At 40.9% G+C, this 26,977-nt stretch carries 30 protein-coding genes, 1 pseudogene and 1 other annotated feature; of the genes and pseudogenes, 1 reads left to right on the forward strand and 30 read right to left on the reverse strand.

The genetic code is table 11. The features are described 5' to 3' along the window. Nucleotides 1-19: 19 nt before the first annotated feature. From HT725_RS02175 to ybeY, 18 genes and pseudogenes are all read right to left on the reverse strand, one after another. Nucleotides 20-115, reverse strand: a pseudogene (locus HT725_RS02175) (IS630 family transposase); the annotation flags it as partial. Nucleotides 116-422: 307 nt separating this feature from the next. Further along, nucleotides 423-1,361, reverse strand: coding sequence for a peptidylprolyl isomerase PrsA (gene prsA, locus HT725_RS02180; protein WP_173252974.1), 939 nt, complete (start codon nt 1,359-1,361; stop codon nt 423-425). Between the two features lie 66 nt (nt 1,362-1,427). Further along, nucleotides 1,428-2,141 (reverse strand): O-methyltransferase, encoded by a 714-nt coding sequence (locus HT725_RS02185; protein ID WP_173252975.1) that lies wholly within the window; start codon nt 2,139-2,141, stop codon nt 1,428-1,430. A 1-nt stretch (nt 2,142) separates the two neighbouring features. Beyond that, nucleotides 2,143-3,945: an oligoendopeptidase F gene (gene pepF, locus HT725_RS02190; RefSeq protein ID WP_173252976.1), complete on the reverse strand. Its 1,803-nt coding sequence runs from the start codon at nt 3,943-3,945 to the stop codon at nt 2,143-2,145. Nucleotides 3,946-3,963: 18 nt separating this feature from the next. Beyond that, entirely contained in the window at nt 3,964-4,917 is a 954-nt protein-coding gene (locus HT725_RS02195) for a competence protein CoiA family protein (protein WP_173252977.1), read from the reverse strand. Nucleotides 4,918-4,995: 78 nt separating this feature from the next. After that, on the reverse strand, nt 4,996-5,373 hold the full coding sequence (locus HT725_RS02200; protein WP_050252888.1) for a type II toxin-antitoxin system HicB family antitoxin: 378 nt from the start codon (nt 5,371-5,373) through the stop codon (nt 4,996-4,998). Between the two features lie 27 nt (nt 5,374-5,400). Continuing rightward, nucleotides 5,401-5,589 carry a type II toxin-antitoxin system HicA family toxin gene (locus HT725_RS02205; RefSeq protein ID WP_001122912.1) on the reverse strand — a complete coding sequence of 63 codons (189 nt, stop codon included), beginning with the start codon at nt 5,587-5,589 and terminating at the stop codon, nt 5,401-5,403. Between the two features lie 121 nt (nt 5,590-5,710). Next, nucleotides 5,711-6,571 carry an SAM-dependent methyltransferase TehB gene (gene tehB / locus HT725_RS02210; protein WP_173252978.1) on the reverse strand — a complete coding sequence of 287 codons (861 nt, stop codon included), beginning with the start codon at nt 6,569-6,571 and terminating at the stop codon, nt 5,711-5,713. A gap of 14 nt (nt 6,572-6,585) precedes the next feature. Further along, nucleotides 6,586-7,053 carry an SsrA-binding protein SmpB gene (gene smpB / locus HT725_RS02215; protein WP_001051750.1) on the reverse strand — a complete coding sequence of 156 codons (468 nt, stop codon included), beginning with the start codon at nt 7,051-7,053 and terminating at the stop codon, nt 6,586-6,588. Beyond that, nucleotides 7,016-9,370 (reverse strand): ribonuclease R, encoded by a 2,355-nt coding sequence (gene rnr, locus HT725_RS02220; protein ID WP_173252979.1) that lies wholly within the window; start codon nt 9,368-9,370, stop codon nt 7,016-7,018. Before rnr ends, smpB begins: the two co-directional genes overlap by 38 nt. Nucleotides 9,371-9,471: 101 nt before the next feature. Continuing rightward, nucleotides 9,472-9,705: a preprotein translocase subunit SecG gene (gene secG / locus HT725_RS02225; RefSeq protein ID WP_000282517.1), complete on the reverse strand. Its 234-nt coding sequence runs from the start codon at nt 9,703-9,705 to the stop codon at nt 9,472-9,474. 39 nt (nt 9,706-9,744) lie between these two features. Beyond that, on the reverse strand, nt 9,745-9,894 hold the full coding sequence (rpmG, locus tag HT725_RS02230; RefSeq protein WP_001809104.1) for a 50S ribosomal protein L33: 150 nt from the start codon (nt 9,892-9,894) through the stop codon (nt 9,745-9,747). Next, nucleotides 9,894-11,093, reverse strand: coding sequence for a multidrug efflux MFS transporter (locus HT725_RS02235; protein ID WP_173252980.1), 1,200 nt, complete (start codon nt 11,091-11,093; stop codon nt 9,894-9,896). Before HT725_RS02235 ends, rpmG begins: the two co-directional genes overlap by 1 nt. Next, nucleotides 11,080-11,685, reverse strand: coding sequence for a dephospho-CoA kinase (gene coaE, locus HT725_RS02240; RefSeq protein ID WP_173252981.1), 606 nt, complete (start codon nt 11,683-11,685; stop codon nt 11,080-11,082). The genes HT725_RS02235 and coaE overlap by 14 nt, the downstream gene beginning before the upstream one ends. After that, nucleotides 11,685-12,509: a DNA-formamidopyrimidine glycosylase gene (mutM, locus tag HT725_RS02245; protein ID WP_173252982.1), complete on the reverse strand. Its 825-nt coding sequence runs from the start codon at nt 12,507-12,509 to the stop codon at nt 11,685-11,687. The genes coaE and mutM overlap by 1 nt, the downstream gene beginning before the upstream one ends. Before the next feature lie 48 nt (nt 12,510-12,557). Beyond that, entirely contained in the window at nt 12,558-13,457 is a 900-nt protein-coding gene (gene era, locus HT725_RS02250) for a GTPase Era (protein WP_173252983.1), read from the reverse strand. A 16-nt stretch (nt 13,458-13,473) separates the two neighbouring features. Then, nucleotides 13,474-13,869 carry a diacylglycerol kinase gene (locus HT725_RS02255; RefSeq protein ID WP_000378165.1) on the reverse strand — a complete coding sequence of 132 codons (396 nt, stop codon included), beginning with the start codon at nt 13,867-13,869 and terminating at the stop codon, nt 13,474-13,476. Next, on the reverse strand, nt 13,850-14,347 hold the full coding sequence (gene ybeY / locus HT725_RS02260; RefSeq protein WP_000275156.1) for an rRNA maturation RNase YbeY: 498 nt from the start codon (nt 14,345-14,347) through the stop codon (nt 13,850-13,852). The genes HT725_RS02255 and ybeY overlap by 20 nt, the downstream gene beginning before the upstream one ends. Before the next feature lie 104 nt (nt 14,348-14,451). Here ybeY and pavA point away from each other — a divergent pair, with 104 nt between their 5' ends. Then, complete coding sequence (gene pavA, locus HT725_RS02265) at nt 14,452-16,107, forward strand: Rqc2 family fibronectin-binding protein PavA (protein WP_173218281.1); 1,656 nt, start codon at nt 14,452-14,454, stop codon at nt 16,105-16,107. 60 nt (nt 16,108-16,167) lie between these two features. Here pavA and HT725_RS02270 read toward each other — a convergent pair whose 3' ends face one another. The 12 genes from HT725_RS02270 to HT725_RS02325 all read right to left on the reverse strand — a co-directional run bounded on the left by HT725_RS02270 (nt 16,168) and on the right by HT725_RS02325 (nt 26,943). Then, nucleotides 16,168-17,937: a glucosaminidase domain-containing protein gene (locus tag HT725_RS02270; protein ID WP_173218279.1), complete on the reverse strand. Its 1,770-nt coding sequence runs from the start codon at nt 17,935-17,937 to the stop codon at nt 16,168-16,170. Nucleotides 17,938-17,978: 41 nt separating this feature from the next. Then, the gene (locus HT725_RS02275; protein ID WP_173252984.1) at nt 17,979-18,965 is read right to left on the reverse strand and encodes a dihydroorotate dehydrogenase; all 987 of its coding nucleotides are present in this window, start codon (nt 18,963-18,965) and stop codon (nt 17,979-17,981) included. Then, nucleotides 18,928-19,728 (reverse strand): dihydroorotate dehydrogenase electron transfer subunit, encoded by an 801-nt coding sequence (locus tag HT725_RS02280; protein WP_173252985.1) that lies wholly within the window; start codon nt 19,726-19,728, stop codon nt 18,928-18,930. Before HT725_RS02280 ends, HT725_RS02275 begins: the two co-directional genes overlap by 38 nt. Nucleotides 19,729-19,976: 248 nt before the next feature. Beyond that, a complete protein-coding gene (locus HT725_RS02285) occupies nt 19,977-20,357 on the reverse strand; it encodes a VOC family protein (protein ID WP_173252986.1) in 381 nt (126 codons plus the stop codon). Nucleotides 20,358-20,414: 57 nt separating this feature from the next. Continuing rightward, the gene (rplT, locus tag HT725_RS02290) at nt 20,415-20,774 is read right to left on the reverse strand and encodes a 50S ribosomal protein L20 (protein WP_000124834.1); all 360 of its coding nucleotides are present in this window, start codon (nt 20,772-20,774) and stop codon (nt 20,415-20,417) included. Between the two features lie 51 nt (nt 20,775-20,825). Then, nucleotides 20,826-21,026, reverse strand: a complete 201-nt coding sequence (gene rpmI, locus HT725_RS02295; protein WP_001125943.1) for a 50S ribosomal protein L35 — start codon at nt 21,024-21,026, stop codon at nt 20,826-20,828. Nucleotides 21,027-21,058: 32 nt separating this feature from the next. Next, nucleotides 21,059-21,589: a translation initiation factor IF-3 gene (gene infC / locus HT725_RS02300; RefSeq protein WP_000848180.1), complete on the reverse strand. Its 531-nt coding sequence runs from the start codon at nt 21,587-21,589 to the stop codon at nt 21,059-21,061. A 15-nt stretch (nt 21,590-21,604) separates the two neighbouring features. Next, nucleotides 21,605-21,736 (reverse strand) — a sequence feature (ribosomal protein L20 leader region). A 160-nt stretch (nt 21,737-21,896) separates the two neighbouring features. Further along, nucleotides 21,897-23,078 carry a hypothetical protein gene (locus tag HT725_RS02305; protein WP_173252987.1) on the reverse strand — a complete coding sequence of 394 codons (1,182 nt, stop codon included), beginning with the start codon at nt 23,076-23,078 and terminating at the stop codon, nt 21,897-21,899. Between the two features lie 3 nt (nt 23,079-23,081). Then, nucleotides 23,082-23,669: an ABC transporter ATP-binding protein gene (locus tag HT725_RS02310; RefSeq protein WP_173252988.1), complete on the reverse strand. Its 588-nt coding sequence runs from the start codon at nt 23,667-23,669 to the stop codon at nt 23,082-23,084. A 32-nt stretch (nt 23,670-23,701) separates the two neighbouring features. After that, on the reverse strand, nt 23,702-23,890 hold the full coding sequence (locus tag HT725_RS02315; protein WP_319946283.1) for a hypothetical protein: 189 nt from the start codon (nt 23,888-23,890) through the stop codon (nt 23,702-23,704). Between the two features lie 190 nt (nt 23,891-24,080). After that, nucleotides 24,081-26,321: a DNA internalization-related competence protein ComEC/Rec2 gene (locus HT725_RS02320; protein ID WP_173252990.1), complete on the reverse strand. Its 2,241-nt coding sequence runs from the start codon at nt 26,319-26,321 to the stop codon at nt 24,081-24,083. Next, the gene (locus tag HT725_RS02325; protein WP_173252991.1) at nt 26,305-26,943 is read right to left on the reverse strand and encodes a helix-hairpin-helix domain-containing protein; all 639 of its coding nucleotides are present in this window, start codon (nt 26,941-26,943) and stop codon (nt 26,305-26,307) included. The genes HT725_RS02320 and HT725_RS02325 overlap by 17 nt, the downstream gene beginning before the upstream one ends. Nucleotides 26,944-26,977 lie beyond the last annotated feature (34 nt).

Here is a 26,977-nt window from a genome sequence, read left to right on the forward strand (position 1 = left end):
ATTTTCATTGAGTATAAGATGAGTAGGGAGGAAGAGGTAAAAGTTTATGGCCAAACTCTTCACATAAGAACTCTAGCTTACCCATTCTATGGAATCTTGCATTATCCATTAAAACTTCCAACTCATACTCTTCTAAAATCTATTCAAACCACGTCAGCTTCACATTATATATGTTGGTGACCTCATAAGTCTTATCTGCAACCTCAAAGCTGTTCTATGAGAAGCCTACAGCTAGCTTCCTAGTTTAATCTTTGCTTTTCACTGAGTATTAAGTTAAAAAAATGAGGCTAGTCAAAAAGTCTTTAAAACCAAAAAACGCATAATATCAGGTATTGAAAACCTTGTACTATGCGTTTTATTGTGGGAAGATTTACTTCATTTTTTCCTGAAGTCGAGTTTTTTCCCTGACTCATTGATTTGGACTATTCTTTTGATGAACTGCTTGAGCTTGAATCTCCACCACCGATATATTGGGTAAAGATATTTTGGAAGGCTTGGTCCTTAACCTTGATATTGGCTGCTTGCAATTCTTTTCCGATAATGCTTTGAACAAATGTTGAATCATTTTGTTTTTGAGTCAAGATAACAGTTTTTAATTTTTCTTTGTAGTCATCGATGTTAGATGATTTTTCTGTTTTCTTAATGAGTTTTACAATGTAATATTGGCTACTGTAGGCTTGTGTGCCAGTTGCTGTAATCACATCAGAAATGCCATTTACATCTAAAGCGAAAGCGGCTTTCTTGACTTGCTCAGGTACTTCTGTTGAAGCAGAATCAAAGGTGATTTCTCCACCATTTGCTTTAGTTTTCTCATCAGTTGAGTTATCTTTGGCTAATTGGGCAAAGTCAGCACCTTCTGCCTTGGCTTTTTCGAGAACTTCTTTGGCCTTATCTTCATTATCAAGACGGATGATTTGAGCCGTTACATCTGGAGTATATTCGTCAAAGGCCTTCTTGTAAGCCTCATCTGTCAATTCAGCTTCTGCTGCCTTCTTAACTGCCAACTCAACTAATTTACTTGTACGAATTTGAGCTTTACGTGTTTCAAGAGTCATACCTGCTTGTGACAAGACACGTTGGTAGTTTTCGCCATATTGTTTTTCTTCTTCGGCAATAGTATCATCAACCTCTTTATCATCAAGCTCTGAGCCATATTGTTTTTCAAAAACTTTTTGGATGGTCATATTTAACAAGACTTGTTGGGCTGAAGGGTTGCTTTTTACTTGCTCATAAAATTGGTGTTCTGTAATAACATCACCTTTCATGCTGATAAGATCTGCCCCTTCTGAACCTTTTGAACAAGCTGCTAAAGTTGCTACTGATAATAGTGTAATGGCACCTGCCAATAGTTTTTTCTTCATGTCTACTCCTTTGAGATAAGTGTTACTCTATCTATTTTACTATTTTTTCTTAAATTTTTCTGAAAATCATTCGCTGTCAGGCAATTGAACATTTGCTACATTTTTACGAAGCATGAGAATGCCGTCCCCCAGAGGTACTAATGTTGCGGTGAGTCCTGGATTGTCTAAGGTTGCATCAAATAGTCTTTGAAGGCCTCGATAAATGGTTCGCTGGCCACGACGAACTTCCATAATGTCCTTGGCAACATCACCACCTTGAAAAATATCATCCAAGACAACCACACCTCCAACTTCCAAATGTTTGAGGATTTCTGGCAGAAAGACGATGTATTTAGACTTGGCAGAATCCATAAAGACAAAATCATAAGACTCTGTCAAGGTTGATAAGACATCTACCGCATCTCCTTCTAGGAGCGTAATTTGATTGCGATTGTCAAACTGGGCAAAATTTTCCTTGGCAAAACCAATCATCTCTGGATTGCGGTCAATGGTTGTAATCTTGGCCTTCGGCGCATGTTCTGCCATCAAGAGGGCAGAAAAACCGATAGCCGTCCCAATTTCCAGAATGTTTTTAGGTTGCATGGTTTCCATAAGAAAACGGAAATAAGCAACCGTTTCATGGGGAATAATGGGAATATTTTCCTTACGGGCAAAATCTTCCAATTCTTTCAAGGAACCTGTGACTTGCTTTTGACGCTGACGCATCAAGTCTACAATTTCTTCCTTGACGACAGGGCGACGCATGTTATGGTTGGCATTTTTACTATACGATTCAACCATCTTATGCCAATCCTAATTTTTCAACAAGAGCTTCAAACTCATTCAAACGACGTTCAAAGACTGCAAAGGCATCGTTGAGGTAGTCTTCCTTCTCCATATCAACACCAGCTTTTCTCATGACATTGAGTGGGTAGTCAGATTTACCTTCCTTGAGATAATCGATATAGCGATCACGGTCTTCTTGACTACCATGGACAATCTTTTCAGCCAAGGCTGAGGCCGCCGCAAAGCCTGTTGAATATTGATATACATAGTAGTTATAGTAAAAGTGTGGAATCCGAGCCCACTCGTATTGGATTTCAGGATTGTCTTCCTTACTCAAACCATAATACTCCTGGTTCAAGTCTGCGTAGAGTTTATTTAGGAAATCGCTTGTCAAGACCTCCCCGTTTTGGTCTGCTTGGTGGATAGCGTGTTCAAACTCAGCAAATTGAGTTTGGCGGAAAACTGTCCCACGGAAACCATCTAGGAAGTTATTGAGAATAGCAAAGCGCGTTGCGTCGTCTTCCACTTCTTCCAATAATTTCTCCGTCAAGATATTTTCATTAGTCGTTGAGGCAATCTCAGCCAAGAAGATCGAATAATCTCCGTAAACATAAGGTTGCGTTTCACGAGTATAGCTTGAATGCATACTGTGACCTGTTTCATGAACAAGAGTAAAGAGATTGTCCAGATTGTCCTGCCAGTTGAGAAGCATAAAGGCATTGGTATCGTAAGAACCACCAGAATAGGCACCTGAACGCTTGCCTTGATTTTCGTAAACATCAATCCAACGCTCACTGAAGGCACGTTTAACACGGCTCAAGTAATCCTCACCCAAGACTGCCAAGGCCTCTTCTGCTTTTTTCAAGGCTTCTTGGTAGGTAAAACTATATTCAACAGAAGAAAGTGGTGTGTAGACATCGTACATCTTGAGATCTGAAATTCCCAAGATTTTTGAACGAAGTTCAAGGTATCGATGCAAGAGTGGCAAATGCTTGCGAACTGCTGCTACCAAATTGTCATAAACACTTTCTGGAACAAAATTCGCTGCGAGGGCTGCATGACGAGCACTCTTGTAGTTGCGAACTTTAGCACGGTAATTTTGCACCTTAACATTGGTTTGCAAGGTTTTGGCATAGGTGTGTTGGAATTGTTCATAAGTCGCATAAAGTGCTTGATAGGCACCACGGCGAACCTCTCGATTTTTAGACTCCATCAGACGTGTGTAAGTCCCATGAGAGAGTTGCACTTCCTTACCATCATCGTCAAGAACATAAGGGAACACAATATCCGCATTGTCCAAGATAGCGAAGGTTTCACTTGCCGAACCAAAGATTTCTCCAGCGCCAGCCAATAATTCTTCTTCGCGTTGTGAAAGAACGTGATCCTTGCCTTGCAAGAGCTTGTCAAAATAGTGTTGATAAACCTGCAATTTTGGTTGAGCTTCTAAAAAGTCAGCATACTGCTTTTCACTAATCTCCATAAATTCAGGCTCATAGAATGAAAAAGCTTGATCTAGCTGGCTATAGAGAGTCATGGCCTTGGCATAGTACTCTTGGTACTTGGCTTCACGTGTGTCTTGGTCATTCTTCATATGAGCATAAACGTAAAGCTTCTCCATCTGGCGTTCCATTTCAAGAGAAGATTTAGTAATTTCGAGTAGGCTATCCGCACTATCCAGGAGATGGCCTTCATACTTGGCTACTGTCTCCAGCTGTTCTATTAAATCTTTTAAGGCTTCTTCCCAAGCCTGGTCAGTTGGGTAAATCGTTGATAGATCCCATGTATCTTTTTCATTTATTTCATGTCTTTGTAATACCATTAGATTCCTCCATCCTTTCTATTCTACCATATTTTTTAAGAAATATTGCTGATAAAAGGCTGGTGGATAAAGCTTTTGCCAATCATTTTGAGGATTTTGTTGGTAATAGGTTTGAAAATGCTTATAATAGCTAGTCAAATCTTGCTCAATTTGGCAAAAATCACCTACTAGTGGTCGAATTTGTGGATACCATTCTTTCAGCCCATAAGTCAGGAGATTTTCCCCCTTTTGATAGGCTTCTGCTTGTTCTTTCATCCAAATAGGATTTTGATAATACAGTTGTTGCCGGATATAACGACAGATGTCCTTATCCTGAGAAACACTAAAACTAGATATTTTTTGTTTCTTATAGGGAAGACGTAATATCTCCAGTAGACTAACTTGACCATAGGGAAATTCCTTGATTTGATAATAGAGTCTGCCTCGGAGATCCTGGTGGATGAGATATTTAAGCCTTAAAACTTGTTTTTCCTTGTCTACTTCCCAAACATAAAATCCCATGTTTTGACTGAAATAGAGAAAACCTTGTTGCAGACGAGTCAAACGCTCCTTGAGCCACAGTTTTTGACCCAGCAACCACAGTACTTGGTAACCCTGACTACGATAGCCCTCACTACGCTCTTTAAGAATTTTTTGAGGCAAGGGACTACACTGAACTTCTAGAGCTAGATTGCCATTTACAAATACATCTGCAATCTGTTTAAGCTTTGGAAGAGGGTATTCTAATTGCACCTCTGCCTCTTTTTCCAACCAGTGATAAAGTGATTCTTTATTTGCCAGATGTTCTGGACTTTCATTTTCAAAGGAGTAATCACAGTCTTTTAGGAATTTGTGGGCAAAATGGGTTCGGACACTTGGTCCTTGACGCAAACGGAGTTGCCCTCCACAAGCTGGGCAGGTGTATTCTTGCTTCTCAAGCTTAGCCTCTAACACATTTACCAACTCTCCCCTAGCATCTCTCGCAACAAACATGATTTCCCTCCTTTTCTATATTATTCGAAAAAAAGAAAAAAGATCAGGAAAATTCCTAATCTTCATCATTCTATAATTTTAGAGTTGCAAGCGACTTTCAAGAGCTTGTGTCAACACTTCAGAATAGTTCACTTTCTCACGATCTGCAAGTCTGACTAGCCACTCTGGAACCGTAACATTTTTTCGAATCGCTTTATTATTCTTTACGAAAGGCAAGGGATTGACCTGAATCAAAGTCACAAATCCATCAGGAGCTTTCAACTCAGCAATGTCACTAGGAGTAGGCAGAGCCAGTCCTTCATCAATATAAGAAGCTAAAACACTCTCAAGCATTTCCCGAGCATTTTTCATTGCAAGTTCAATCGTTGCTCCCTCTGTCCCACCTCCAAACTCCGGAAATTCAATCCAGTATCCAGTACCTTCTTTATGAAAAATAGCAGGATAAGATTTTAGCATAATACACCTCCACAATTTCCAAATCAACTACAATCCCAAATCTTTTAATATTTTTCTCTCTAACCCTTTTCCTAGATCATCATTACCGTGAACTGGAATAGTGACAAGATAGGGAACTCCTTCTTTCTTAAAATGATGATGACTTCCTCTCTTACGAACTTCAATCCATCCATTTGCAAGAGCTAATTTTACCATTTCCTTACCTGTGATTGGCATTCATTGTCACCTTTCTAGCTAAAATTATACTTATAATGCGTATTTTTGTCAATTCTTCTATCTTATCTATTCGTAAAAAAAGAAAAAAAAGATCAGAAAAATTCCTAATCTTCATTCATGTTTATTTAATTTTCTTAGCTAGCATGGTCGCAAAGCGTAGTTGAATGCGATTGCCATTTTCATCGCGACGGTGCAATTGACCTGGATTTTCATTGTACTTAACCAATTCCCAGTCCTTGTAATAGTCTGACAATTCCCCTTCTTTAAAGGTAAATGGGAAGTTCACAGAGCAAGGGTAACCTTCCGTATCCATAGCACAAACGATAAGATTATAACCACCGACCGTAGTATGCTCCTGCATATTTTTGATAATTGCAGGAATGCGGTCTGCTTGCAAAAACATCAAAACAACTGTCGATACGATGAAATCATACGCTTGCCCAATACTAGCTGAATTGATATCGTAAAGACCAACTGGCATGTCCAGATTTTCCTGCTCCACAATGCTTTGCAAGATTTCAAGGGCCAGTTCATTTTGATCCACAGCTGTCACATCAAAACCTTGTTGGACTAAAAAGAATGCATTACGGCCTTGACCACAGCCCAAATCCAAGGCTTTCCCTGGTTTTACTGTCTGCATAGCCTCTAGGACCTCTGAATGAACAGGATTAGTATTGTATTTCTTAGGGAAATAATCTTCAGGTTTACAATAAAACTCCAAGTACCATTCCACATCGTCTGTAGCAGCCTCGACTCGATGCCAAGCTTGAGGTTGTGCCATGGGATTGTCGGCTCCTGCTTCAAAGAGGTGCTCAGCTAAAACCTCACCATCTTCTGTCAATTCAATAAACTTGAGAGCTCCCTTCAAGACAGTAATTTTCCCCCAAGTCCCAACCTTGGTATTGTGTTTCTGCTGAACAGCCTCTGGCATAGTTTCTTTAGTCCACAAAGGCATGCGTTTATAGGCAACTAGTTTTTCCATCTTCATTCCTCTTTTTATCGCTGATTGACAGCTTTCATCACGCGCGCAATATCGCGATTCTGCTCACGTCGCTTGATTGACTCCCGTTTATCATAGTCATGCTTTCCTTTAGCTAGACCTAAAAGGAGTTTAGCGTAACCATCTTTGATATAGACTTTAAGGGGAACCAGGGTCATTCCTGTCCCTTTGGTCTCTTGTTCCAATTTTTGAATTTGTTTCTTATGGAGCAGGAGTTTGCGGCGACGTTCTGGTTCCTGATTCCAGATATTACCCTCTTCGTAAGGAGCGATATGAACGTTGCTCAACCAGACCTCCCCATTTTTTACTTGTGCAAAACCGTCCTTGAGATTGATTCGAGCAGCTCGCACACTCTTGATTTCAGTTCCAGTCAGGACCATTCCTGCTTCTAGCGTATCTACGATTGTATAGTCGTGGCGCGCCTTTTTATTTTGTGCGACGACCTTTCCCTCGCCCTTTGCCATGCTTGGCTCCTTTCTTAGCTACTTCCTTGTAAAAAGGTTTCTTTCCTTTTTTCTTCTTGTCTTTTTGTGAATGCTTGCGCTTATCATTTGAGCGTCCTGATTTTCTCTTATCTTCCTTCTTATCTGAACGACGACTTGAACCACGCCCTCTGTCACTGCGACTAGACTGTTTCAAGCCTTTTTCAATCACATCAAACTCACTTGGAATGTAAGAGAAGTCAATTTCGCCCGTCATCTTATCAGCTCTTTCAACGCGAATGCGAATCTGCTGACCTACACGGAAGGTTGTTCCTGATTTCTCTCCACGAAGAGTCAAATCACGCTCATTGAAATGATAAAATTCAGGTAGATTAGTGATGTGAATCAAGCCTTCAACTGTGTTTGGCAATTCAACAAAGAGACCGAATTTGACAATACTTGATACAACTGCATCGTACTCTTCGCCTACGTACTCTTCCATGTACTCAGCCTTTTTCATGGCTTCGACTTCACGCTCCGCCTCGATGGCACGACGCTCACGGTTGGAAGACTGGGTCGCAATCTCTGGAATCACTTGTTCAAAATGCTCTGCTATTTCTTTAGAACGGCCGTAATCACGAATCATACGGTGAACAAGAAGGTCTGGATAACGACGAATCGGACTGGTAAAGTGAGTATAATAGTCAGCAGCTAGTCCATAGTGGCCGTAATTGTGCTCCGAATAACGAGCCTGCTGCATAGAGCGAAGAAGCATCATGGACAATACATCTGCATAAGGTTCTCCCTCAACAGCACGCATAATGTCTTGAAGTGCCTCCTGGCCAATCTCACTGGCAGTCCCATAAATGCGCAAGCCAAAACTCGAAGCATAATCAATAAACTTCTGAACCTTTTCAGCCTTAGGCTCCTCGTGAATTCTATAGATAAAAGGCAAATCCAACTTGCTGAAATGCTCAGCAACTGTTTCATTGGCCATCAACATAAAGGACTCAATCATACGCTCGGCAATGCCACGCTGACGAAGAACGATATCAACAGGCTTACCTTGTTTATCCACTAAAATCTTCGCTTCATTGGTATCAAAATTGAGAGCTCCACGTTTCACACGCATGTTTTCTAAAGTTTCATGAAGCTTGGCCATAAGTTCGATACTTGGTACAATTTTATGATATTCTTTTCTCTTTTCTTCATCGCCAGCTAGGATATCATTGACATCGCTATAGGTCATCCTGAAGCTAGTCTTGATAACCGTTTGTGTGATGGTGTAGTTGACTACACGACCATGTTTATCAATCTCCATAATGGCAGACTGGGTCAGGCGGTCAACTTGAGGATTGAGAGAACAGATACCATTTGACAGTCGTTCTGGAAGCATTGGAACCACTCGGTCTGTTACATAGACTGAAGTCGCGCGGTTAAGGGCTTCCTTGTCAAGGGCAGAACCCTCGGTCACATAATAGGAAACATCTGCTATGTGAACTCCGAGTTCGATATTTCCATTTTTCATAGGCTTAATATGCACCGCATCGTCCAAGTCCTTGGCGTCAGCACCGTCAATGGTAAAGGTAATCTCATCTCTTAGATCCAGACGACCTTCCATATCCTTTTGAGACGGAGCATCAGGCACACTTTCTGCTTCCTTGACAACAGCTTCTGGAAACTCGGATACAATGTCCATTGATTCCAAGACCTCAAGAACATCAATTCCGACATCCGTTGAATGCCCCACCACATCGAGGACACTCGCGACAAAGAAATCATGTTTCTTACTTGGGTATTTATCGATAAAGACCTTGAGAACTTCTGTTCCCTCCAGTTTAAGGGCTGGTTTCTTAACATAGATGGGTTGGCTGATTTTCTGATTTTTCGAACGGATGTAGCCAGCATACTTAGGCTTTTCCTGATCTAGAACGATTTGGCCGACAACAGTTGTCAAACTGTGTTCTAAGATATCAATAATTTTGGCTTCGGCAGCTGTTCCCTTGTTGCGGTCAGCGACTTTCTTGATGACGACCTCAACGGTATCACCATCAATAGCATAGTTGACATCGTTTTTTCCTACAAAAAGGTCGTCCTCCTCGCCTTCCAGACTAACAAAGCCAAAGCCATTTTTATGAGCATGAAAAATCCCCTTGAGAGTAATCTCATGTTTTTTCTTGGCTTCCAGGGTCAAACTGCCATCTTCTTCAAAGCGAATCTGGTGTTTTCTTTCCATTAAGGACAAGGTTTTAATCAACTCACGAAAGTCCTTGGAACCGTCTTTTCCCAAAGCCTGAGCCAAGTCATTGACCGTTACCTTTCCCTTGTCTTGTAAATATTCTTTTATTCTATCTTTCATATTTTCTTTCTAGATTTTTTAATTTTCTTTTACTGTAAAACCTTCTCAAATATCTTTTAAAAATAAAAAGAGGCAAAGACCTAGTCCTGCCCATTATTTTCTTATCTACTTGATAATACCGTCAATGCTAAGGCAATGGCTAGCCAGAAAAAGACCAAAATCCCTGTCAAACGCTGCATTACAGCTTCGAAACCGCGTGCTTTACTGCGTTCAAACAAATCACCTGAGCTGGCATCAAATACATTGCTGGATTGGTTTTTGGTTGGTTGCATGAAAATCGCAATCACAATCACAACAGATAATACTAATAAAATGGTTAATAATAGGTTATACATATCAAACTCCTTAAAATCCCTATTATTTTACCATAAAATCTACTTAGATTCAAGATGTAGGGTTACTTTTCTTTCCTTGGGACAATACTTTAAAACCTCAATCTTGTCTGGATGGGTTTTAGAATTTTTACTAGTTAGGTAATTGATACTGCCACAAGAGGAGCATTTGAGATTAATTTTTACTCGCACTAGATTTCCTTTACTTTTAATAATGTTCGAAACTGAAGAAGGTTAAAGAGACAACTAAAGGCAACACAAAGGCTTGTCGCATAGAAGACTGCATGGTAGCCAAATTGACCTGCTACTGCAGAACCTGCCATAGGCCCAACGACACCTCCCAGATAAAAGAATACCTGATTAAAGGCAAAGACCCTCGAAATACCAGCTTTGGGTGTCATCTTACTGAGAAGGGCATTAACTCCGGGAATCAAGGCACCGGTTCCCAAGCCAAAGAGGAAACGATAAATGCCTAGTTGAAGGGGGCTAGAGGCATTGGCACAGAGGAGATAGATGATAACTGAATAAAACTGGGCGACAACCAAGAGACGATGATTGCCCACCTTGTCACCTAGCTTGCCCATAACTCCTGCACTCATCATGCTGGAAAAGCCCATACTGGATACAATCAAACCAGATACAAAAAGAAGATTCTCTGTCTGCCCTAAGTCGCGTACATACAGAGCTAAGATAGGACCGATTGATTGGGCTGAAAATTGGATAACAAAACTGGTCAGAAAGAGGTTGACCAAGAGATAGGGATATTTAACTGATGTAAATAATTCCTTTGTTGGGATGGCCTTTTCCTTGGCTACTGGTTGAAAATCTTCCTTGATAAAGCAAATAGTTAAAATAGCGGCTAAAAACAGAAAACTACCAACCAGTAGGAAAACTGTACGAATGCCAAATAATTCTGCGATAAAGCCACCAATAAAGGGACCAGTTAGAGTACCTGCAACTACACCTGTAGACAAAGTACCTAAGGCAGAGCCTGATTTCTCCTTGGGAACCTGACTGGCTATCAAGGCCGTTGAATTGGGAACAAAACCCGCAAATACACCATTCAGTAAACGAAGAAAGATTAGCCAATAAATATTTGGCACAAAGGTCAAGCCTCCCATAGTGATAGTCATGGCCAGACCAGCACGAATCATCATGGGTTTTCGGCCGTATTTGTCAGCAAGAATCCCCCAGATAGGAGAAAAGAGCGCCGCGGAAATAGCAGAGACAGAAATAGCTAAGCCTGCATAAAAAGCAGCTTGATCACTCCCTACACCTAAATTTTCCACAAAGATGGGCATAAAAGGCACAACCAAGGAAATACTGGCTCCTGTCAGAAAATTACCAAACCAGGCAATACGCAGATTATCCTTCCAGTTAATCTCTGTCATCTTGCTTACCTCCCTCAAGAAAGGTAAGCACTTGAGTTAGAAGCTGACTCTGATCGCCATTATTATCAAGAATTTTGCTAGCCAAATCTTTCTTTTTCTCTAAAGGCCACTGGGCTGCCAGACGAAACTCAGCTTCATCTTTGGACAAGTGGTCCCTTTTCATTAAGCGTTCTACTTGGACATCTCGGTCCACATAGACCAACCAAGTCTCATCAAACCAAGCGCTGTAGTCCTGCTCAAAAAGTAGGGGAATATCCATGAAGAAAATCTCTTCTGTCTGAGCAAACTGGTCTCTCAACGTAGCTAGTTCCTCACGGATAATCTCTCCTTGAGTTATCCTAGACCATTCCCGTTCTTCAGGATTTGAAAAGATGAGACTAGCTAGGAGAGGGCGATTGAGTTCTTCGTTTGCAAGGATGATTTCTTGCCCAAAGTGCTGGACTAGAGCCTTAAACAGACGACCACCAGGTTTCTGTAGTTGGTGGACGACTGCGTCGGCATCCACTACTTGAAAGCCTTGCTTTCTTAGAAAATTTGTCACAGTTGACTTACCAGAGGCAATTCCCCCAGTGATTCCAATGATTTTTCCCATCAGTCCCTCCTTTGACACTGAGGACAAAAATGGGTGCCTCGTCCGCCTAGTTGGATTTTCTCAATGATGGTACCACAGCGTACACATTCTTGACCAGTCTTATCATAGACCTGATGAAAATCCTGCATGGTTCCATCTTCACCAAAGGCATTGGTATAGGTCCTAATGGTGGAACCACCTTTTTCAACAGCCTGGCCCAAAACAGCAATAGTCTGGTCATGAATGGCAGTCGCTTCCTCTGCTGTCAAAGTCTGGGAAGGTCTAGCTGGATGAACCTGAGCTCGCCAGAGAACCTCATCCACATAGATATTGCCAAGTCCAGCTACCAAGGTCTGGTCTAAAAGATGGGATTTGATAGGCTTTTTAGACTTGGATAGGGCAGCTTGAAAGACCTGCAAATCAAAGTCTTGTTCGCTTGGTTCAGGACCTAATTTTTTAGAAATAAAATAGGCGTCTAAAAGGTCAGGCTCCAAGAGTTCCATAGTACCAAACTTGCGAACATCCTCATAAACAAGCGTGCCACCATCCTCAAACTGAAAGAAAACATGGGCATGCTTGCGTTCTGGCACTTGATCTGGATAATAAAAATACTTGCCCTCCATCCGCAGATGGGAAATCAAGACCTTGTCTGTCAGGTAGAAAAGCAAATACTTGCCACGACGTCCCATTGACTCAACAACTTGACCAGGTACTTCCTTTTGAAACTCGTCCAAATCTGTCTTAATCATCTTGGGATAGCGAATTTCTACACTCGAAATCTTCTTTCCTATAATCAATTTTTCCAAGCCACGTCGAACGGTTTCAACCTCAGGTAATTCAGGCATAAGTCCTCCTTCTGTAAAAACAAGAAGCAGGCATGAGCCCACCTCTACTTAGTATTCTTTTTCATTATAGCCAAAGTCAGCCAAATCTAGCTTTTTATCGCGCCAGTTTTTCTTGACCTTGACCCATGTTTCTAGGAAGACCTTGTCTCCTAGCATGAGTTCAATATCACGACGGGCCATGCTACCGATTTTCTTAAGCATAGCACCACCTTTACCGATGATAATCCCTTTTTGGCTATCGCGCTCGACCATGATGGTTGCACGGATGTGAACCTTGTCTGTCTCTTCGTCTCGTTTCATAGAATCCACAACTACTGCAACAGAATGCGGAATCTCTTCACGAGTTAGGTGCAAAACTTTCTCGCGAACCATTTCTGAAACCAAGAAACGTTCTGGATGGTCTGTGATTTGATCAGACGGGAAATATTGGAAACCTTCGTCCAAATTTTCACTCAAAATATCCACTAGACGAGAGACGTTATTCCCTTGAAGAGCTGAGATTGGAACGATTTCCTTGAAGTCCATCTGATTTCGGAAGTCATCAATCTGAGACAAGAGCTGGTCTGGATGGACCTTATCGATTTTATTCACCACCAAAATCACAGGAACCTTGGCAGACTTGAGGCGTTCGATAATCATATCGTCCCCTTTGCCACGCGCTTCATCAGCAGGCACCATGAAAAGAACGGTATCCACTTCGCGAAGGGTACTGTAGGCAGACTCAACCATGAAATCTCCGAGAGCCGTTTTAGGTTTGTGAATCCCTGGTGTGTCGATAAAAACGATTTGCTCCTTATCAGTGGTGTAAATCCCCATGATTTTGTTACGCGTTGTCTGCGCTTTATCACTCATGATGGCAATCTTTTGCCCCATAACGTGATTTAAAAAGGTTGACTTCCCAACATTGGGGCGTCCTAAAATGGCTACAAAGCCTGATTTAAAAGTCATAATTTCCTCTTACTGTTTAAAATATTAAGTCCCAGATTCGTGGGAGAAAAATCAATGCGCCTGTTAAGGCTGCGAAAAGAGAGACCACCAATACCGCGCCAGCCGCCATATCCTTGGCATTTTTAGCCAGCATGGAAAAGTGATAGTGACTGGCCAAATCCACCACATTTTCAATAGCAGAGTTGATAATTTCAAAGGCTACTACCAAGAAAATGCTCAATAGGAGAAAGAGCCATTCGATTCGTGACACCTGAAAAACAAAACCTGCAAGAATGACTACAAGAGCCGTCACTGCATGTTTTCGCATATTGCGTTCTTCCTTGATGGCAGTAAAAATTCCTGTGAGGGCAAATTCTAAACTGGATATCAGGTCACGATTTTTCCATTTTCGTTTATTGTCTTGTGAGTCCATAGGCTGTCAAAATTTCTTCTTGTAAACCGAACATCTCCGCTTCTTCTTCCGGAGTGTAGTGATCATAGCCGTTGATATGTAAAAAGCCGTGTACTGCCAAGAAGCCCATCTCACGCTCAAAGCTATGGCCATATTCCTCGGCCTGCTCATGAGCCTTATCGATAGAGATGAATAGTTCCCCAATATAGGCATCAAACTCAGACATCATCTCTGCCAATTCCGGATTTTCAAGCAAATCTTCCTCATCAAAGGCAATTTCCAACTCTGGTTTATACTCAAGGCTGATAACATCTGTCGGACGGTCGGTGTCACGGTACTCTAGATTGAGTTCATGGCTACGCTCGTTGGTCACAAAAGTGACTGCCATTTCCTTGTCTTCTTTTCCTAATTTTTGGGCTGCAAATTCCAAAATTTCTTGGGTTTGTTGCAACATTTCTTTTGAAACTTGACCAGTTTCATCTACCATTTCAATATACATGTGCTTCTCGTTTCTCTTTACTTGGCTTTATTATACCACATTTCCATGATTTTATTCTACCTTTTTGATATAATACTATGGAATACAATCACAAGGAGAGAACGATGTCATTTGACGGATTTTTTTTACACCACATGGTTGAGGAATTGCGAAGAGAGTTAGTGAATGGTCGCATCCAGAAAATCAATCAACCTTTTGAACAAGAGTTGGTCTTGCAAATCCGCAGCAATCGCCAAAGTCATCGCCTGCTCCTTTCTGCCCATCCTGTTTTTGGACGCATTCAGCTGACCCAAACGACTTTTGAAAACCCAGCCCAACCTTCTACCTTTATCATGGTTTTGAGAAAGTATTTGCAGGGTGCCCTGATTGAGTCTATTGAGCAAGTGGAAAATGACCGTATTGTGGAAATGACAGTTTCCAATAAAAACGAGATTGGAGACCATATCCAGGCTACCTTGATTATCGAGATTATGGGTAAACACAGTAATATTCTACTGGTCGATAAAAGCAGTCATAAAATCCTCGAAGTCATTAAACACGTTGGCTTTTCACAAAATAGCTACCGCACCTTGCTTCCTGGGTCTACCTACATCGCTCCGCCAAGTACGGAATCTCTCAATCCTTTTACTATCAAGAATGAAAAGCTCTTTGAAATCCTACAAACACAGGAAACGACAGCTAAAAATCTTCAAAGCCTCTTTCAAGGTCTGGGACGCGATACAGCAAATGAATTGGCAAACATTCTGGTTAGTGATAAACTGTCTACTTTCCGTAACTTTTTCAGTCAAGAAACCAAACCCTGCTTGACAGAGACATCCTTCAGTCCAGTTCCTTTTGCAAATCAGGTGGGAGAGCCTTTTGCTAGTCTTTCTGATTTGTTGGACACCTACTATAAGGATAAGGCTGAGCGCGACCGCGTCAAACAGCAAGCCAGTGAACTCATTCGTCGTGTTGAAAACGAACTTCAGAAAAACCGCCACAAACTGCAAAAGCAAGAAAAAGAGTTACTGGCGACAGACAATGCTGAAGAATTTCGCCAAAAAGGGGAATTGCTGACAACCTTCCTCCACCAAGTGCCTAACGACCAAGATCAGGTTATCCTGGACAACTACTACACCAACCAACCTATCACGATTGCGCTTGATAAAGCCTTGACTCCCAACCAGAATGCCCAACGCTATTTTAAACGGTACCAGAAACTCAAAGAAGCTGTCAAATACTTGACTGATTTGATTGAAGAAACTAAGGCAACCATTCTCTATCTGGAAAGTGTGGAAACCGTCCTCAACCAAGCAGGACTAGAAGAAATCGCTGAAATCCGTGAAGAATTGATTCAAACAGGTTTTATCCGCAGAAGACAACGGGAGAAAATCCAGAAACGCAAAAAACCAGAACAATATCTGGCCAGCGATGGCAAAACCATCATCTATGTTGGCCGCAATAACCTGCAAAATGAGGAACTAACCTTTAAAATGGCCCGCAAGGAGGAACTTTGGTTCCATGCCAAGGACATTCCTGGAAGCCATGTTGTCATCTCAGGCAACCTAGACCCATCTGATGAAGTCAAGACAGACGCAGCAGAGCTAGCCGCCTACTTCTCGCAAGCTCGCCTGTCAAATCTGGTTCAGGTAGATATGATCGAGGTCAAGAAACTTAACAAACCAACTGGTGGCAAACCCGGCTTTGTCACTTACACAGGACAAAAGACCCTCCGTGTTACACCAGACCCAGAAAAAATCGCATCCATGAAAAAATCCTGATTTTACTTGAAATCAGGATTTTTAACATACTATTCACTCAAATCATATCCAATAATAAGACTAATCTTTACCACCTAGTTTCTCATTGATTTTCATCATCACACTAGCAATTTTTTCGCCCCAATAAGGGTCTGAGGCATATTCAACATTCATACCAGACGCCTTATTTCCAAGGAAAGTTCTGCCCCTATCGATATAATTTTCCTTAATCCACTTGGTTGCACCTAAAATTCCCTTATCCACATCATCAAATGTCTTGGCAGAAAGGTAAGGTGTCGTATCATAGGCTGTAATTCCAAAGAAATTATTCTTATCTTTAGCAATCTTACTTCGTCCCCAATCACTTTCTAAAGCACTATGGGCAAGGAGATAGAGGGCATTGATATGGTAATGTTCTTCAGCTTCCTTAAAGGTAGATCCCTTATTTTCCAAGAGACTATTGTCAATATTCAACAGACTAAATACCTTATCCAAGTCTTCAGGACTATAGTTTGTAGCCTCTGTTAAATCTTTGAAAAGGAAGAGATTCTCAAGCTTAAAACCATCAAAATGCAGCCCATCTGCCGAATAATATTTCTTGCCTACTTCCATATCAGAAATATGAGAAGCTACTGGAATACTAGCATTCTGAGCCACATAGTGATAAAAACGGTGGCCATCACTCTCATAATAAGGGATAAAATCCTTGCTAGCATCTAGTGCTTGTAAATCTTCTGTTTTCATATATCCTGACAAACCAGAAACAGTAATAGCCAAGCGCTTGTCATCACTTTTTCTATCCTTATCTAGCCAGACGACACTACCTTGCGATATATAGGAAAGCTTTTCACCATCTGCATTATAAACATTTGCTGTGACAGGAACTACTTGATAATAAGCAGCATTTTCATTTGTAGCTTTTTCTCCAAGCCATTTACCGTCGCTTCCAAGCTGATAACCATCTACTGTCTCATTTTTCGCCATATAGCCACCAGATTTGAAGTAGTACCAAGCTTGACTTTTAGAATCGTAGACCCATTCTTTCTCAGCTATTTTACCATCAGATTTGAGGTAAAACCATGACTCTTTATCCCAAATCCATTCATCTTTTGCCATATAGCCACCGGATTTTAGATAATAATAGTGACCATTTTCGAAAATCCATTCTTTATCAGCATGATTTCCATTTTCTTTGATGTAAAACCAAGATTGGTATTGTTTGTCAAAAAGCCAACCTTGCTGTACTTTAGCGCCACTAGCACTCACATAAGCCTGTTCAATCCACTGACTTGTCAGCATATAACCACCAGATTTGAAATAATAGTCCTTGCCCTTGATTTGAAGCCATTCTTTCTCTGCGTGTTGTCCATCTGCTTTGATATAAAACCAAGAGTCGTATTGAGAATCATAAACCCAGTCTTCTATTACCTTGGCACCTGTTGCACCAACATAGGAAGTTCCTACCCACGCATTTCTTTTCATTTTTCCATTTTGGTCAAGATAATAGAAGGCTCCCTTGTCTTCTACCCATTCTGACTTGGCCATATAGCCACCAGATTTTAGGTAAAAATAATCATCACCTTGTTTCAGCCATTCATTTTCAGCATAGTTGGCATCTGCTTTTATATAAAACCAAGATTGATAGTGAGCATCAAAAACCCATTCATTGGCTGCTTGACTACCGTCTGCTTTCAGGTATTGTTTTCCTTGCCAAGTACCATCACTGGCCATTACACCCTCTGGACTAGCTAAGAAAAATAGCAGAGCTAAAAAAATAAATCTTACTTTCTTCATTAACCTTCTTCCTCTGTTCTTATTTATTTTATTGTACCAAAATTCTCTTAAATTCATATTACAAACTAATAAAAAATCAAGAACAGATAGATTGCAGTTTACCTCAAAGACTCTTTTACTTCCTTGCGGAGATTTTCCAGACTGCTAATGCCGTATTTGTCCATAACTTTTGGTAAATTTTCGATGATATCAGGACAGGCATAGGGATTGGTAAAGTTGGCTGTTCCAACTCCGATTGCAGATGCCCCGGCCAGATACATTTCTAAGGCAGCTTCAGCCGAATCCACTCCTCCCATTCCAATGATGGGCAGGTCTGTAGTTTGGGCGACTTGGCAGATGAGTTTGAGTGCTACTGGAAAGACTGCTGAACCAGACATTCCACCTGTTCCATTGGCCAAGATTGGTTTTCTGGTTTTGAGGTCAAAGCGCATTCCAACTAGAGTATTGATCATGGTCAAGCCACTTGCTCCCGCATCTTCTGCAGCTTTTGCGACAGTAACGATATCGGTCACACTCGGGGTTAATTTGACATAAACTGGCACTTCGGAGGCTTCCACAGCTGCTTTCACCACATCATAAGCCAAATCTGGATCTTGACCAATCAAAAGTCCGTGATTACAGTGGTCAACATTGGGGCAAGAAATATTGAGCTCGATAGCCTTTACATTAGCTGCCTTGGAAATACCATGAGAAACAGCCGCATACTCTTGTTTTGAAAAACCAGCCACATTGGCAATAATAGGAAGATTTGGATATTCTCTTTCCAACCAAGGTAGCTTTTCGGCCAAAACAACTTCCAAACCAGGATTTTGCAAGCCAATTGCATTGAGCATGCCAGCAGGTGTTTCTGCCACCCTTGGAGTTGGATTGCCAAAACGGGCTTCAAGGGTTGTCGCCTTGATCATAATAGAACCTAAAAGATCTAAATCATAGTACTTGGCATACTCTTGTCCAAAACCAAAACAGCCTGATGCTGGAATAATCGGATTTTTCAAATCCAAACCAGGTAGAGAAACTTGTAAACGATTTGTAGACATGATTTTCCCCTTATAATACAACTGTTCCTGTGCGGAAAACAGGGCCATCTTCACAGACACGTTGGCTGAGCGTCTCGCTTTCTGGCACTTTTAGGACACAGGCATAGCAGGCACCCATCCCACAAGCCATACGAGATTCCAGAGATAGATAGGCTCTTGGGTGGTCATAAAAGGTTTGATTGATATACTTCATCATTCCAGGCGCCCCACAAGAATAAACAGCATCAAACTGACTGTCTAAATCCTTGATGACAACAGAAACATTCCCCTTGATGCCATAAGAACCATCATCTGCCGTTACAAAGACCTGCCCATATTGGGCCAATTCCGTTTCAAGGATAACAGCATCCTTGTTAGCAAAACCAAGGACTGTCACCACTTTCACACCACGCGCATGCAATTCCTTGGCTACTTCAAGCAAGGGCGGAACACCAATCCCCCCACCAACTAAGAGAACCTGGCTCTGATTGTCCAGTTCAGACAAGTCAAAACCATTTCCCTGAGGCCCCATCACATCAAGAGTATCTCCCTGACCTAAGGTTGAAAAAATAGCTGTCCCAGCTCCCTCAATCCGATAAATAAGGCGACACTGCTTCTTAACCTTATCGATAGACGAAATTGAAATAGGACGACGCAAGAGATGGGCATCATCAGGCACACGCAGATGAAGAAATTGACCTGCTCGCATAGCTTCAACCATTTCCCCTTCTAGGACTAATTTAAAGATTGCTGGCGCAATTTCCTCCTGTGCAACCACCTTCATGGTTTCCAAACGAATGGCACCCAAACGCTTCTTACATGTGGGATTCATGATTTTTCCTCCTTAAATTTTAAGGGGACCAGACAAAGAAAAGACCTTGCGATTGCAAGGCCTCAGTTAAAATCGTACAACACAAGAGAGCACACTCAAAAAGTCTCCTCTGGAAAATTGTACTATTCTTTTATCCGACACCTTGTGAGTCTCTCTGGACTCCCCTTAAAGGTTAAATTTTTACTAGTATACTCTTTCAGCTAAAAAAAGTCAAGTAGAAAACGAACATTCTACTTGACTTCACGGGATTATTTTTCACGAATGACTTCGACCTTGTATCCATCAGGGTCTTTGACAAAGTAATAGTTTGGTGCAGTTCCTGGTAGACCATTTGGCTCAGTCACTTCATAGCCTTTTGCACTGTGCTCTTGGTGAAGAGCCTCAAGATCAGGTGTACTTAGGGCGATATGGGCAAAACCATCTCCAACTACATAAGGGCCATGATCATAGTTATAAGTCAACTCCAACTCATAATCGTCACCATCAAGTCCTAGATAGACAATCGTGAAGGCATGATCTGGAAAATCTCTGCGACGCAATTCTTTAAATCCAAAAGCATCTTGATAGAATGCAATTGATTTTTCAAGATTTTCTACTCGCAAGCAAGTGTGTAGCATTTTTGAAGCCATATTTTTCTCCTTTATTTTTAAAAAGACTGGACAATCCTGTTCCAGTCTTATCAGTTATTATTTACCAAGTTTTGCTTTAGCCGCATCTGCAAGAGCTGTGAAAGCTGCTGCATCGTTAACAGCCAAGTCAGCAAGCATTTTACGGTTAACTTCAATCTCAGCCAATTTCAAACCATGCATCAATTGTGAGTATGAAAGTCCGTTCATACGAGCTGCCGCGTTGATACGAGTGATCCACAATTTGCGGAAGTCACGTTTTTTCTGACGACGGTCACGGTATGCATAGTAGTAAGAGTTCATTACTTGTTCTTTTGCAGTACGGAACAAGATGTGTTTAGCTCCATAGTAACCTTTTGCTAATTTAAGAATACGTTTACGACGTTTGCGTGATACAACGCCACCTTTAACACGTGCCATGTTTTATTTCCTCCAAATATTTCCTAGAATTGTTTACTTACAGTCAAGCTATTATTTCAAGCGAGTAAGCATTGCTTTGATACGTTTGTAATCTCCTGAATGCACCATAGATGCTTTACGAAGATGACGACGTTGTTTCTTAGTTTTTCCGTGGAAACGGTGAGAAGTGTAAGCACGGAAACGTTTAAGTCCACCAGAACCTGTACGTTTGAAACGTTTAGCTGATGCGCGGTGTGTTTTTTGTTTTGGCATGATTTTTTCTCCTTTATTTAACTTTCTGACAATTATTTTTTGTCAGTTGCTGGCGCCAATTGCATGAACATTTGACGTCCATCCATTTTAGCACGTTGTTCGATGATGGCAATATCTTGAGTTGCTTCAGCAAACTCGGCTAAAACTTTTGCACCAATCTCTTTATGGGTAATCATACGACCCTTAAAGCGAATAGATACCTTAACTTTATTTCCTTTTTCAAGGAATTTGCGTGCATTGCGAAGTTTTGTATCAAAGTCACCCTTGTCAATCGTTGGACTTAGACGAACTTCTTTCACAGTAACAACACTTTGTTTTTTGCGTTGTTCTTTTTGCTTCTTCTGGTACTCAAATTTGAACTTACCGTAGTCCATAATTTTTGCAACAGGCGGTTTGGCTTGGGGTTGAATCAATACTAGGTCAACATTAGCATTATCAGCCAAAGCTTGCGCTTCACTGAGTGGCTTGATGCCTAGCTGTTCTCCCTCAAGACCGATCAAGCGAACTTCACGTACACGAATCTCATCATTGATGAATAAGTCTTGCTTTGCTATGGTTTTCACCTCTTTTGTTTTATTAGAGAAAAACAATAGCGGACTCGTAAATATACAAGCCCGCACGTTATGATAGCGTTTCTTAGAAACTTTTCATCCGTAGGGCCAGGCAACTTAATGTCACAAGGCGAGAAGCTCTCACTTCTGCTTTTCTCAACTTTTATATGATACCAAGTTTTCTAGCTCTTGTCAAGATAAAAAGTTATTTTTTTGAAAAGTTTCTGTTTGTATTTTGACTTGGTTTACGCATCAAAAAGAGAGAACCAAGTTGATTCCCTCTCTATGTTAGTTTTTACTTATTTTCCCTATAGGAAAACTAAGCCTTAAAAAATTCTTTTTTCTGTGAACTTCCCCATCTTTCGATAAATAGAATCCCCACTAACAAAAGGATAATCAGGCAAGGAAGTAAGAACATCCCCATACTCCAATTTAGATTGACATTATCAATTTGCTTAGGTAATCTTCCAGATAAAATCTCCACTGAACGCAAGTAAGTAAATGGAATCAGATGTGCAATCTTTTGAAGAGGCTGAATGGTTTGGATACCAAACAATAAGCCAACAATCCCAATGAGTGAAAGAAAAAGGACAGGCATTTTTTGCTTGAAAAAGTAAGCAATCAAGTACACTACTTCCACAATGACGATAAAGGCTAAGAAAGCTAAGAACAAGCCAGGAAATAACACATCTTGTATCTTTCCAATAGTTACCTCTTGATTCACTAAGCCATAAATCGGGTAGGGATAATCTAACTGTCCAAAACCACTTATCAGACTTCCCGCTAGAAAAGAAAATCCACAGATTCCGATAAACAGCACAGTTACATAGCCCACTCCAACTCCAAGAGAGGACATGGCAAATGCCACTTTTGAAAAAGGATATAACTGAGCTGTGTCCAGATGATTTTGATATCTTTCTGCAAATAGTTGCGTTAGCATAAAAATAATAGCAACCACAAACAAGCTTGGGATGATAGCCTCTAAAACCCAGACAATCTGATCAATCCCGTGGGTCGGAAACTCCAAAGTATGTGCTTTTATGTTCAAGGGATACAGGGCTTGGTAAATCTTCCGTTCGCGGTCAACCCCCATTTTTAAGCCAGAGCTAGCAGTCGGGTCATTTGATACAAATTCATAATTCTTCTCTTCATCTTGCCACTGCAGATAGTAGGCCTCTTTCCAGCGCCCTTCTTTTAATAAAGTCAAAATTTCTGTCTTTCGCTTCAAAAGATTTTTTTGTAATTCTAAATTACTTTTAGCAAACTGGTATTCCTCCGAGCTGGTGTCAGACATTTGGGAAAGTTTCGCTTCATTTTCATTGATAGCTCTCTCATTTGCTACAAGATGGGCATCCAAGCTAGTCTCTAAGCTGACTGAGTTTGCAGTCTGACTATTAAAATAAAAGGTAACACCGAGTACAGATGCAAATAAAAGTAAGATAATCCAGTTTAAGCGACTTTTGAAAACTTTTTTCAATAAAAATAGACTAACATCTTTCATAAACTAAACCTCTTCTATCTGCCCCTGATGAATGGTTACTACTCTATCGCAGACATCAACCAACTCTTCCTTATAGTGGGAACTTAAAAGAACCAGCTGTTCTTGCCTATCGATTTGTACAAGCCTATCAAAAAACTTCTGTCGATAATACTCATCTAAGCCATTTGTAATCTCATCCATGAGCCAGCATTTGGCCTGACTCAGGAAATACATGGCAATCACCAAGCGTTGCTTCATGCCTAAGGAATACTTGCGAATGGGAAGGCTGATATAGTCAGACATTTCCCAGTAATCAATTTCATCCCTCAAGTTCAGACCTGACTTCCAGATATTTTTGATAAGGCGAAGATAGTCTATCCCACTTAAGTTTCCATCCAGCCATTCAACGCTCTCATAATAAAATAAAGAAGGAGGGGCTGCAATATTTCCGCTACTTATAGGAATTAAATTGCTAATGGCGCGGAATAGTGTCGTCTTTCCAGAACCATTGATAGCAAGAATACCATAAATCCTACCCTTTTCAAATGTAAAATCAACATCTTGTAAGATGACTTGTCGCGTTTTTAAGGTCACATGAGTAAGCTGCAACATATCTAGTCCTCCTTTTTATCACTCTTTAAGGATTAATAGCCTCCGCTGTAGTAGTTTATTACCTCATAACGATCATAGTTCCAACCTCCGCCAACTTTATACTCAGAATAGCTGTAATAACGAGACCATTCCGGAATATCACTATATCTATGTTTGTGATAATTCATACTAGACCTATAGAAGATATTCCAATCATACCGATAAGTTTTAAGAACGCTCACAGCAGATACACTGGACTGAAAAAGACCAAGTGATAACAAAGTAGCTAATAAAACAACTTTTGCTGATTTTTTCATGGTTTTCACCTCACTAATATATTTACTTTCGAAAGCGCTTTAATTATATCATTTTTTCCTCTGTTATGCAATAGTTTTTTGGATTTATTTTACTAATATATAATATTTGTCCTTCCTATCGAACGCTTTCTATTTTCCAACTCCTCCACCCTTTAAAGCGTATAGCTCCTTGCTGGTCAGTTCGGTAAACTTTGCTATTGATATCTTCCAGTCGGGTCAAGGTTTCCTGATGGGGTAATTTCGTTCGATTATTCTTTCCAACTGAGATGAGAGTCATCTCTGGTTTGAACTGTTCTAAAAAGGCTGAACTTGATGATTTTTTGGAGCCATGTTGGCTAGCTTTCAAGACATCCACCTTCAAGTCTGGATAGTGCTTCAGCAAGTCCTTCTCTCCTTTCTCCTCCAAGTTTCCTGTGAAGAGGAAGTGCTTATCCAAGAGTTTCCCATACAGAACTATGGAATCTTCATGACCTCCATCTCCAATTTTCCTTGGAGATAAGACTTCTAACTGACTTCCGAAAATTGGCAAATTCTCTCCCACTGACACACTACGAACCTTGGTTTGAGTCGCCTCTAGTTCTGCCACAAATTCCTTCTGTTTCAAACTGCCTTTTGACACTAAAATTTCGCCTACATGAAAAGCCCTGGTCACCTCCAACAAATCGCCAATATGCTCCTTGTCCGTGTTAGTCAAAATTAGCTGGTCAATCTTAGCTACTCCTCGACTTTTAAGATAGGGTATCAAGCTTCGCTGGGCATTGCTGGTCGTCGTCTTTTCTTGCCATTTTTCAATTTTCTTATCAGATTCTGCCTTGCCACCGACATCTATGAGAATAGTCTTACCAGTTACATCCCGTAGGAAAATACTTTCGCCTTGCCCCACATCCAGCATGGTGATTTCATTTTCTAGTGGATTCTTGGTCAGGAAAAAGAGACCTGTAATCAATAAGCTCAATACCGTTAACATTTTAATGTTTTTCCTCAAATCATAGACCAAAGCCAAGGAAATTAACAACAAGATTAAAAGCCACGCATTAGGTTGTCCAAAGACCAGAGGTCTACTTGCCACCTGTGATGCAAAGCGAATCATTCCCTCTAACCATTCAAAGATAAAATTCAGCTGAATGACTGGATAGAGAAAGGAAAGGGCAAATAAGATGGACAAGAGCGGTAAGAAGACCAAGTCAAAAAGAAAGGAAAAGACAAAGGTCAAAAGGATGGACCAAGGCTGAAATTCTGCAAAATAGAAGGATAGAATGGGTAATATTCCCAAAGAAATAACCAGACTTTCTCTGGCAATAGCCTTAAGCCCCTCCTCTTCTTTGCTGGTCATGGTCAAGATAAAAGCATAAGCGCAGGACAAGACTCCTCCTGCAGTCAGGAAAAAGTTGGGTATGATGATAAAGAGGACAAGCACCGTCAAGGCAAAATTATCCAAGCCCTTAACACCATGTTGAGCCAGTAACTTTTGCAAGAGACTGCGAATAACCGAAGCTGAAAATCCTGTCATACCTGCATAGATAATGGAAAAGGGATAAGTCAGCCATTTCAACTTTTCTTGGGTCAAGCCCAATCGCAAGAGGATTTTCTTAAAGCCATCCATGAAAAAACCTACCTGCATGCCCGACAAGGCAAAAAGGTGGATAATTCCTAGACTAGAATAAAGCTCATTCATCTCCTCAAAGTCAGTGTCCAAATGTCCTAACAAGAGCCCTGTCATATAATTTCGCATAGGGTCTGGAAAGTGCGTCTTAATCCAAACCACAGACTTTCGACGTAAACTGGACAGGTTTTCACCTATATCCCAACTGCCAACCTTTTGAACTGACTGGATTTTTTTGATATTGAGAGTCTGGTAAATTCCCTGAGTCTTCAGATAGGCTTGGTAGTCAAAGCCACCAAAATTTCTCTTCCCTTCTGGCTCCGAAAGCTTCCCTTCTAGTTCTATATCATAAAGGTCTGTCAAGGTTTGAAAGGCTTCTTTCTCCTCCTCTGTCTGGAGTTTATAATAAACTTGAAAAGCACGACCGTTAGACTTACCACGAAAGGATAGACTATCACCATTAACCTTAATAGTGTCAGGCAAAATCCGTACCCTCTCAACAGAATCCGCTAAGTTTTGACTAGCTTGACTCTGTTGCCAAGTTTGAAACAGAAACCAAAATCCAAATATTCCACAAATCACTAGAACTTTGCCTGATGATTTCCAAGGAAATTGAATAAAGAGACAAACTAGCAGAAAAACAAAGCCCAACAAAGCAAAATAAGATGCTGAGAAAATAGCATAGTAAAGCCAGAGTAATAGAAAACTCAGATAGATTAGGAGAATGGGGATGTTCTTAATCCACTGTAACATAGTCTTTTAACTTTTCTATAGTCTTGGCGCCAATGCCAGAGACTTTCTTGAGCTCGTCTACTGACTTGAATTTCCCATTTGATTCACGATGGTCAATAATGTCCTGAGCTCGTTTTCCTCCCAGTCCCTTGACTTGCTTGAGTTCTTCCAGACTGGCCTTGTTGAGATTGACCTTCTTGTCCTTGCTTGTTGAAGAAGGCGCTCCAGAACCTGCCTGTTGACCAGCTACTTCTTCTCCCTTAGTTGGAACGTAAACCAGAGCCTCATCACTGACTCTCTGAGCTAGATTGAGCGACTTGCTGTCTGCTTGCTCTGCCAAGCCACCTGCTTTCTGCACGGCATCATTGACTCTACTACCTACCGGCAAATCGTAAATACCCGGAGATTTGACAGCACCTTTGACATCTACTGTGATTAGATCTTGTTCAACCGGTTCTTCCTTCACTTCCTTTTCGGTCGATGAATCCTTGGAAACAGCTGCGACTTCTGCCTGTAAATTCGTTTCTTTGACAGGTGTTTGTGGAGTTGGCTTTAGCAGGAAAAATCCTCCTACAAGCAAGCCCAGACCAGTACAGATGACAATGATTTTATACTCTTTGATTTTTTCGATAATTGCTTCCATATTTTCTCCTCTCTTAGATTATTCGTAAGAGGAA

Origin of the sequence: Streptococcus sp. 2579 (genome assembly GCF_013277195.1) — a bacterium.
Taxonomy (GTDB): Bacteria; Bacillota; Bacilli; order Lactobacillales; family Streptococcaceae; genus Streptococcus.

Excerpts from the sequence above, each read along its gene's own strand:
- HT725_RS02200 (WP_050252888.1), bottom strand. The coding sequence starts at position 5,373 with ATGCTAAAATCTTATCCTGCTATTTTTCATAAAGAAGGTACTGGATAC.
- mutM (WP_173252982.1), bottom strand. The coding sequence starts at position 12,509 with ATGCCTGAATTACCTGAGGTTGAAACCGTTCGACGTGGCTTGGAAAAA.
- HT725_RS02275 (WP_173252984.1), bottom strand. The coding sequence starts at position 18,965 with ATGGCCCTGTTTTCCGCACAGGAACAGTTGTATTATAAGGGGAAAATC.
- rnr (WP_173252979.1), bottom strand. The coding sequence starts at position 9,370 with ATGAAAGATAGAATAAAAGAATATTTACAAGACAAGGGAAAGGTAACG.
- pepF (WP_173252976.1), bottom strand. The coding sequence starts at position 3,945 with ATGGTATTACAAAGACATGAAATAAATGAAAAAGATACATGGGATCTA.
- HT725_RS02285 (WP_173252986.1), bottom strand. The coding sequence starts at position 20,357 with ATGGCTTCAAAAATGCTACACACTTGCTTGCGAGTAGAAAATCTTGAA.
- HT725_RS02320 (WP_173252990.1), bottom strand. The coding sequence starts at position 26,321 with ATGTTACAGTGGATTAAGAACATCCCCATTCTCCTAATCTATCTGAGT.
- coaE (WP_173252981.1), bottom strand. The coding sequence starts at position 11,685 with ATGGGAAAAATCATTGGAATCACTGGGGGAATTGCCTCTGGTAAGTCA.
- ybeY (WP_000275156.1), bottom strand. The coding sequence starts at position 14,347 with ATGTATATTGAAATGGTAGATGAAACTGGTCAAGTTTCAAAAGAAATG.
- HT725_RS02205 (WP_001122912.1), bottom strand. The coding sequence starts at position 5,589 with ATGCCAATCACAGGTAAGGAAATGGTAAAATTAGCTCTTGCAAATGGA.
- HT725_RS02185 (WP_173252975.1), bottom strand. The coding sequence starts at position 2,141 with ATGGTTGAATCGTATAGTAAAAATGCCAACCATAACATGCGTCGCCCT.
- rpmI (WP_001125943.1), bottom strand. The coding sequence starts at position 21,026 with ATGCCAAAACAAAAAACACACCGCGCATCAGCTAAACGTTTCAAACGT.
- tehB (WP_173252978.1), bottom strand. The coding sequence starts at position 6,571 with ATGGAAAAACTAGTTGCCTATAAACGCATGCCTTTGTGGACTAAAGAA.
- rplT (WP_000124834.1), bottom strand. The coding sequence starts at position 20,774 with ATGGCACGTGTTAAAGGTGGCGTTGTATCACGCAAACGTCGTAAACGT.
- prsA (WP_173252974.1), bottom strand. The coding sequence starts at position 1,361 with ATGAAGAAAAAACTATTGGCAGGTGCCATTACACTATTATCAGTAGCA.
- HT725_RS02325 (WP_173252991.1), bottom strand. The coding sequence starts at position 26,943 with ATGGAAGCAATTATCGAAAAAATCAAAGAGTATAAAATCATTGTCATC.
- HT725_RS02255 (WP_000378165.1), bottom strand. The coding sequence starts at position 13,869 with ATGGACTCACAAGACAATAAACGAAAATGGAAAAATCGTGACCTGATA.
- HT725_RS02305 (WP_173252987.1), bottom strand. The coding sequence starts at position 23,078 with ATGAAAGATGTTAGTCTATTTTTATTGAAAAAAGTTTTCAAAAGTCGC.
- smpB (WP_001051750.1), bottom strand. The coding sequence starts at position 7,053 with ATGGCAAAGGGCGAGGGAAAGGTCGTCGCACAAAATAAAAAGGCGCGC.
- era (WP_173252983.1), bottom strand. The coding sequence starts at position 13,457 with ATGACTTTTAAATCAGGCTTTGTAGCCATTTTAGGACGCCCCAATGTT.
- HT725_RS02235 (WP_173252980.1), bottom strand. The coding sequence starts at position 11,093 with ATGACAGAGATTAACTGGAAGGATAATCTGCGTATTGCCTGGTTTGGT.
- HT725_RS02195 (WP_173252977.1), bottom strand. The coding sequence starts at position 4,917 with ATGTTTGTTGCGAGAGATGCTAGGGGAGAGTTGGTAAATGTGTTAGAG.
- pavA (WP_173218281.1), top strand. The coding sequence starts at position 14,452 with ATGTCATTTGACGGATTTTTTTTACACCACATGGTTGAGGAATTGCGA.
- secG (WP_000282517.1), bottom strand. The coding sequence starts at position 9,705 with ATGTATAACCTATTATTAACCATTTTATTAGTATTATCTGTTGTGATT.
- HT725_RS02270 (WP_173218279.1), bottom strand. The coding sequence starts at position 17,937 with ATGAATTTAAGAGAATTTTGGTACAATAAAATAAATAAGAACAGAGGA.
- HT725_RS02280 (WP_173252985.1), bottom strand. The coding sequence starts at position 19,728 with ATGAATCCCACATGTAAGAAGCGTTTGGGTGCCATTCGTTTGGAAACC.
- HT725_RS02310 (WP_173252988.1), bottom strand. The coding sequence starts at position 23,669 with ATGTTGCAGCTTACTCATGTGACCTTAAAAACGCGACAAGTCATCTTA.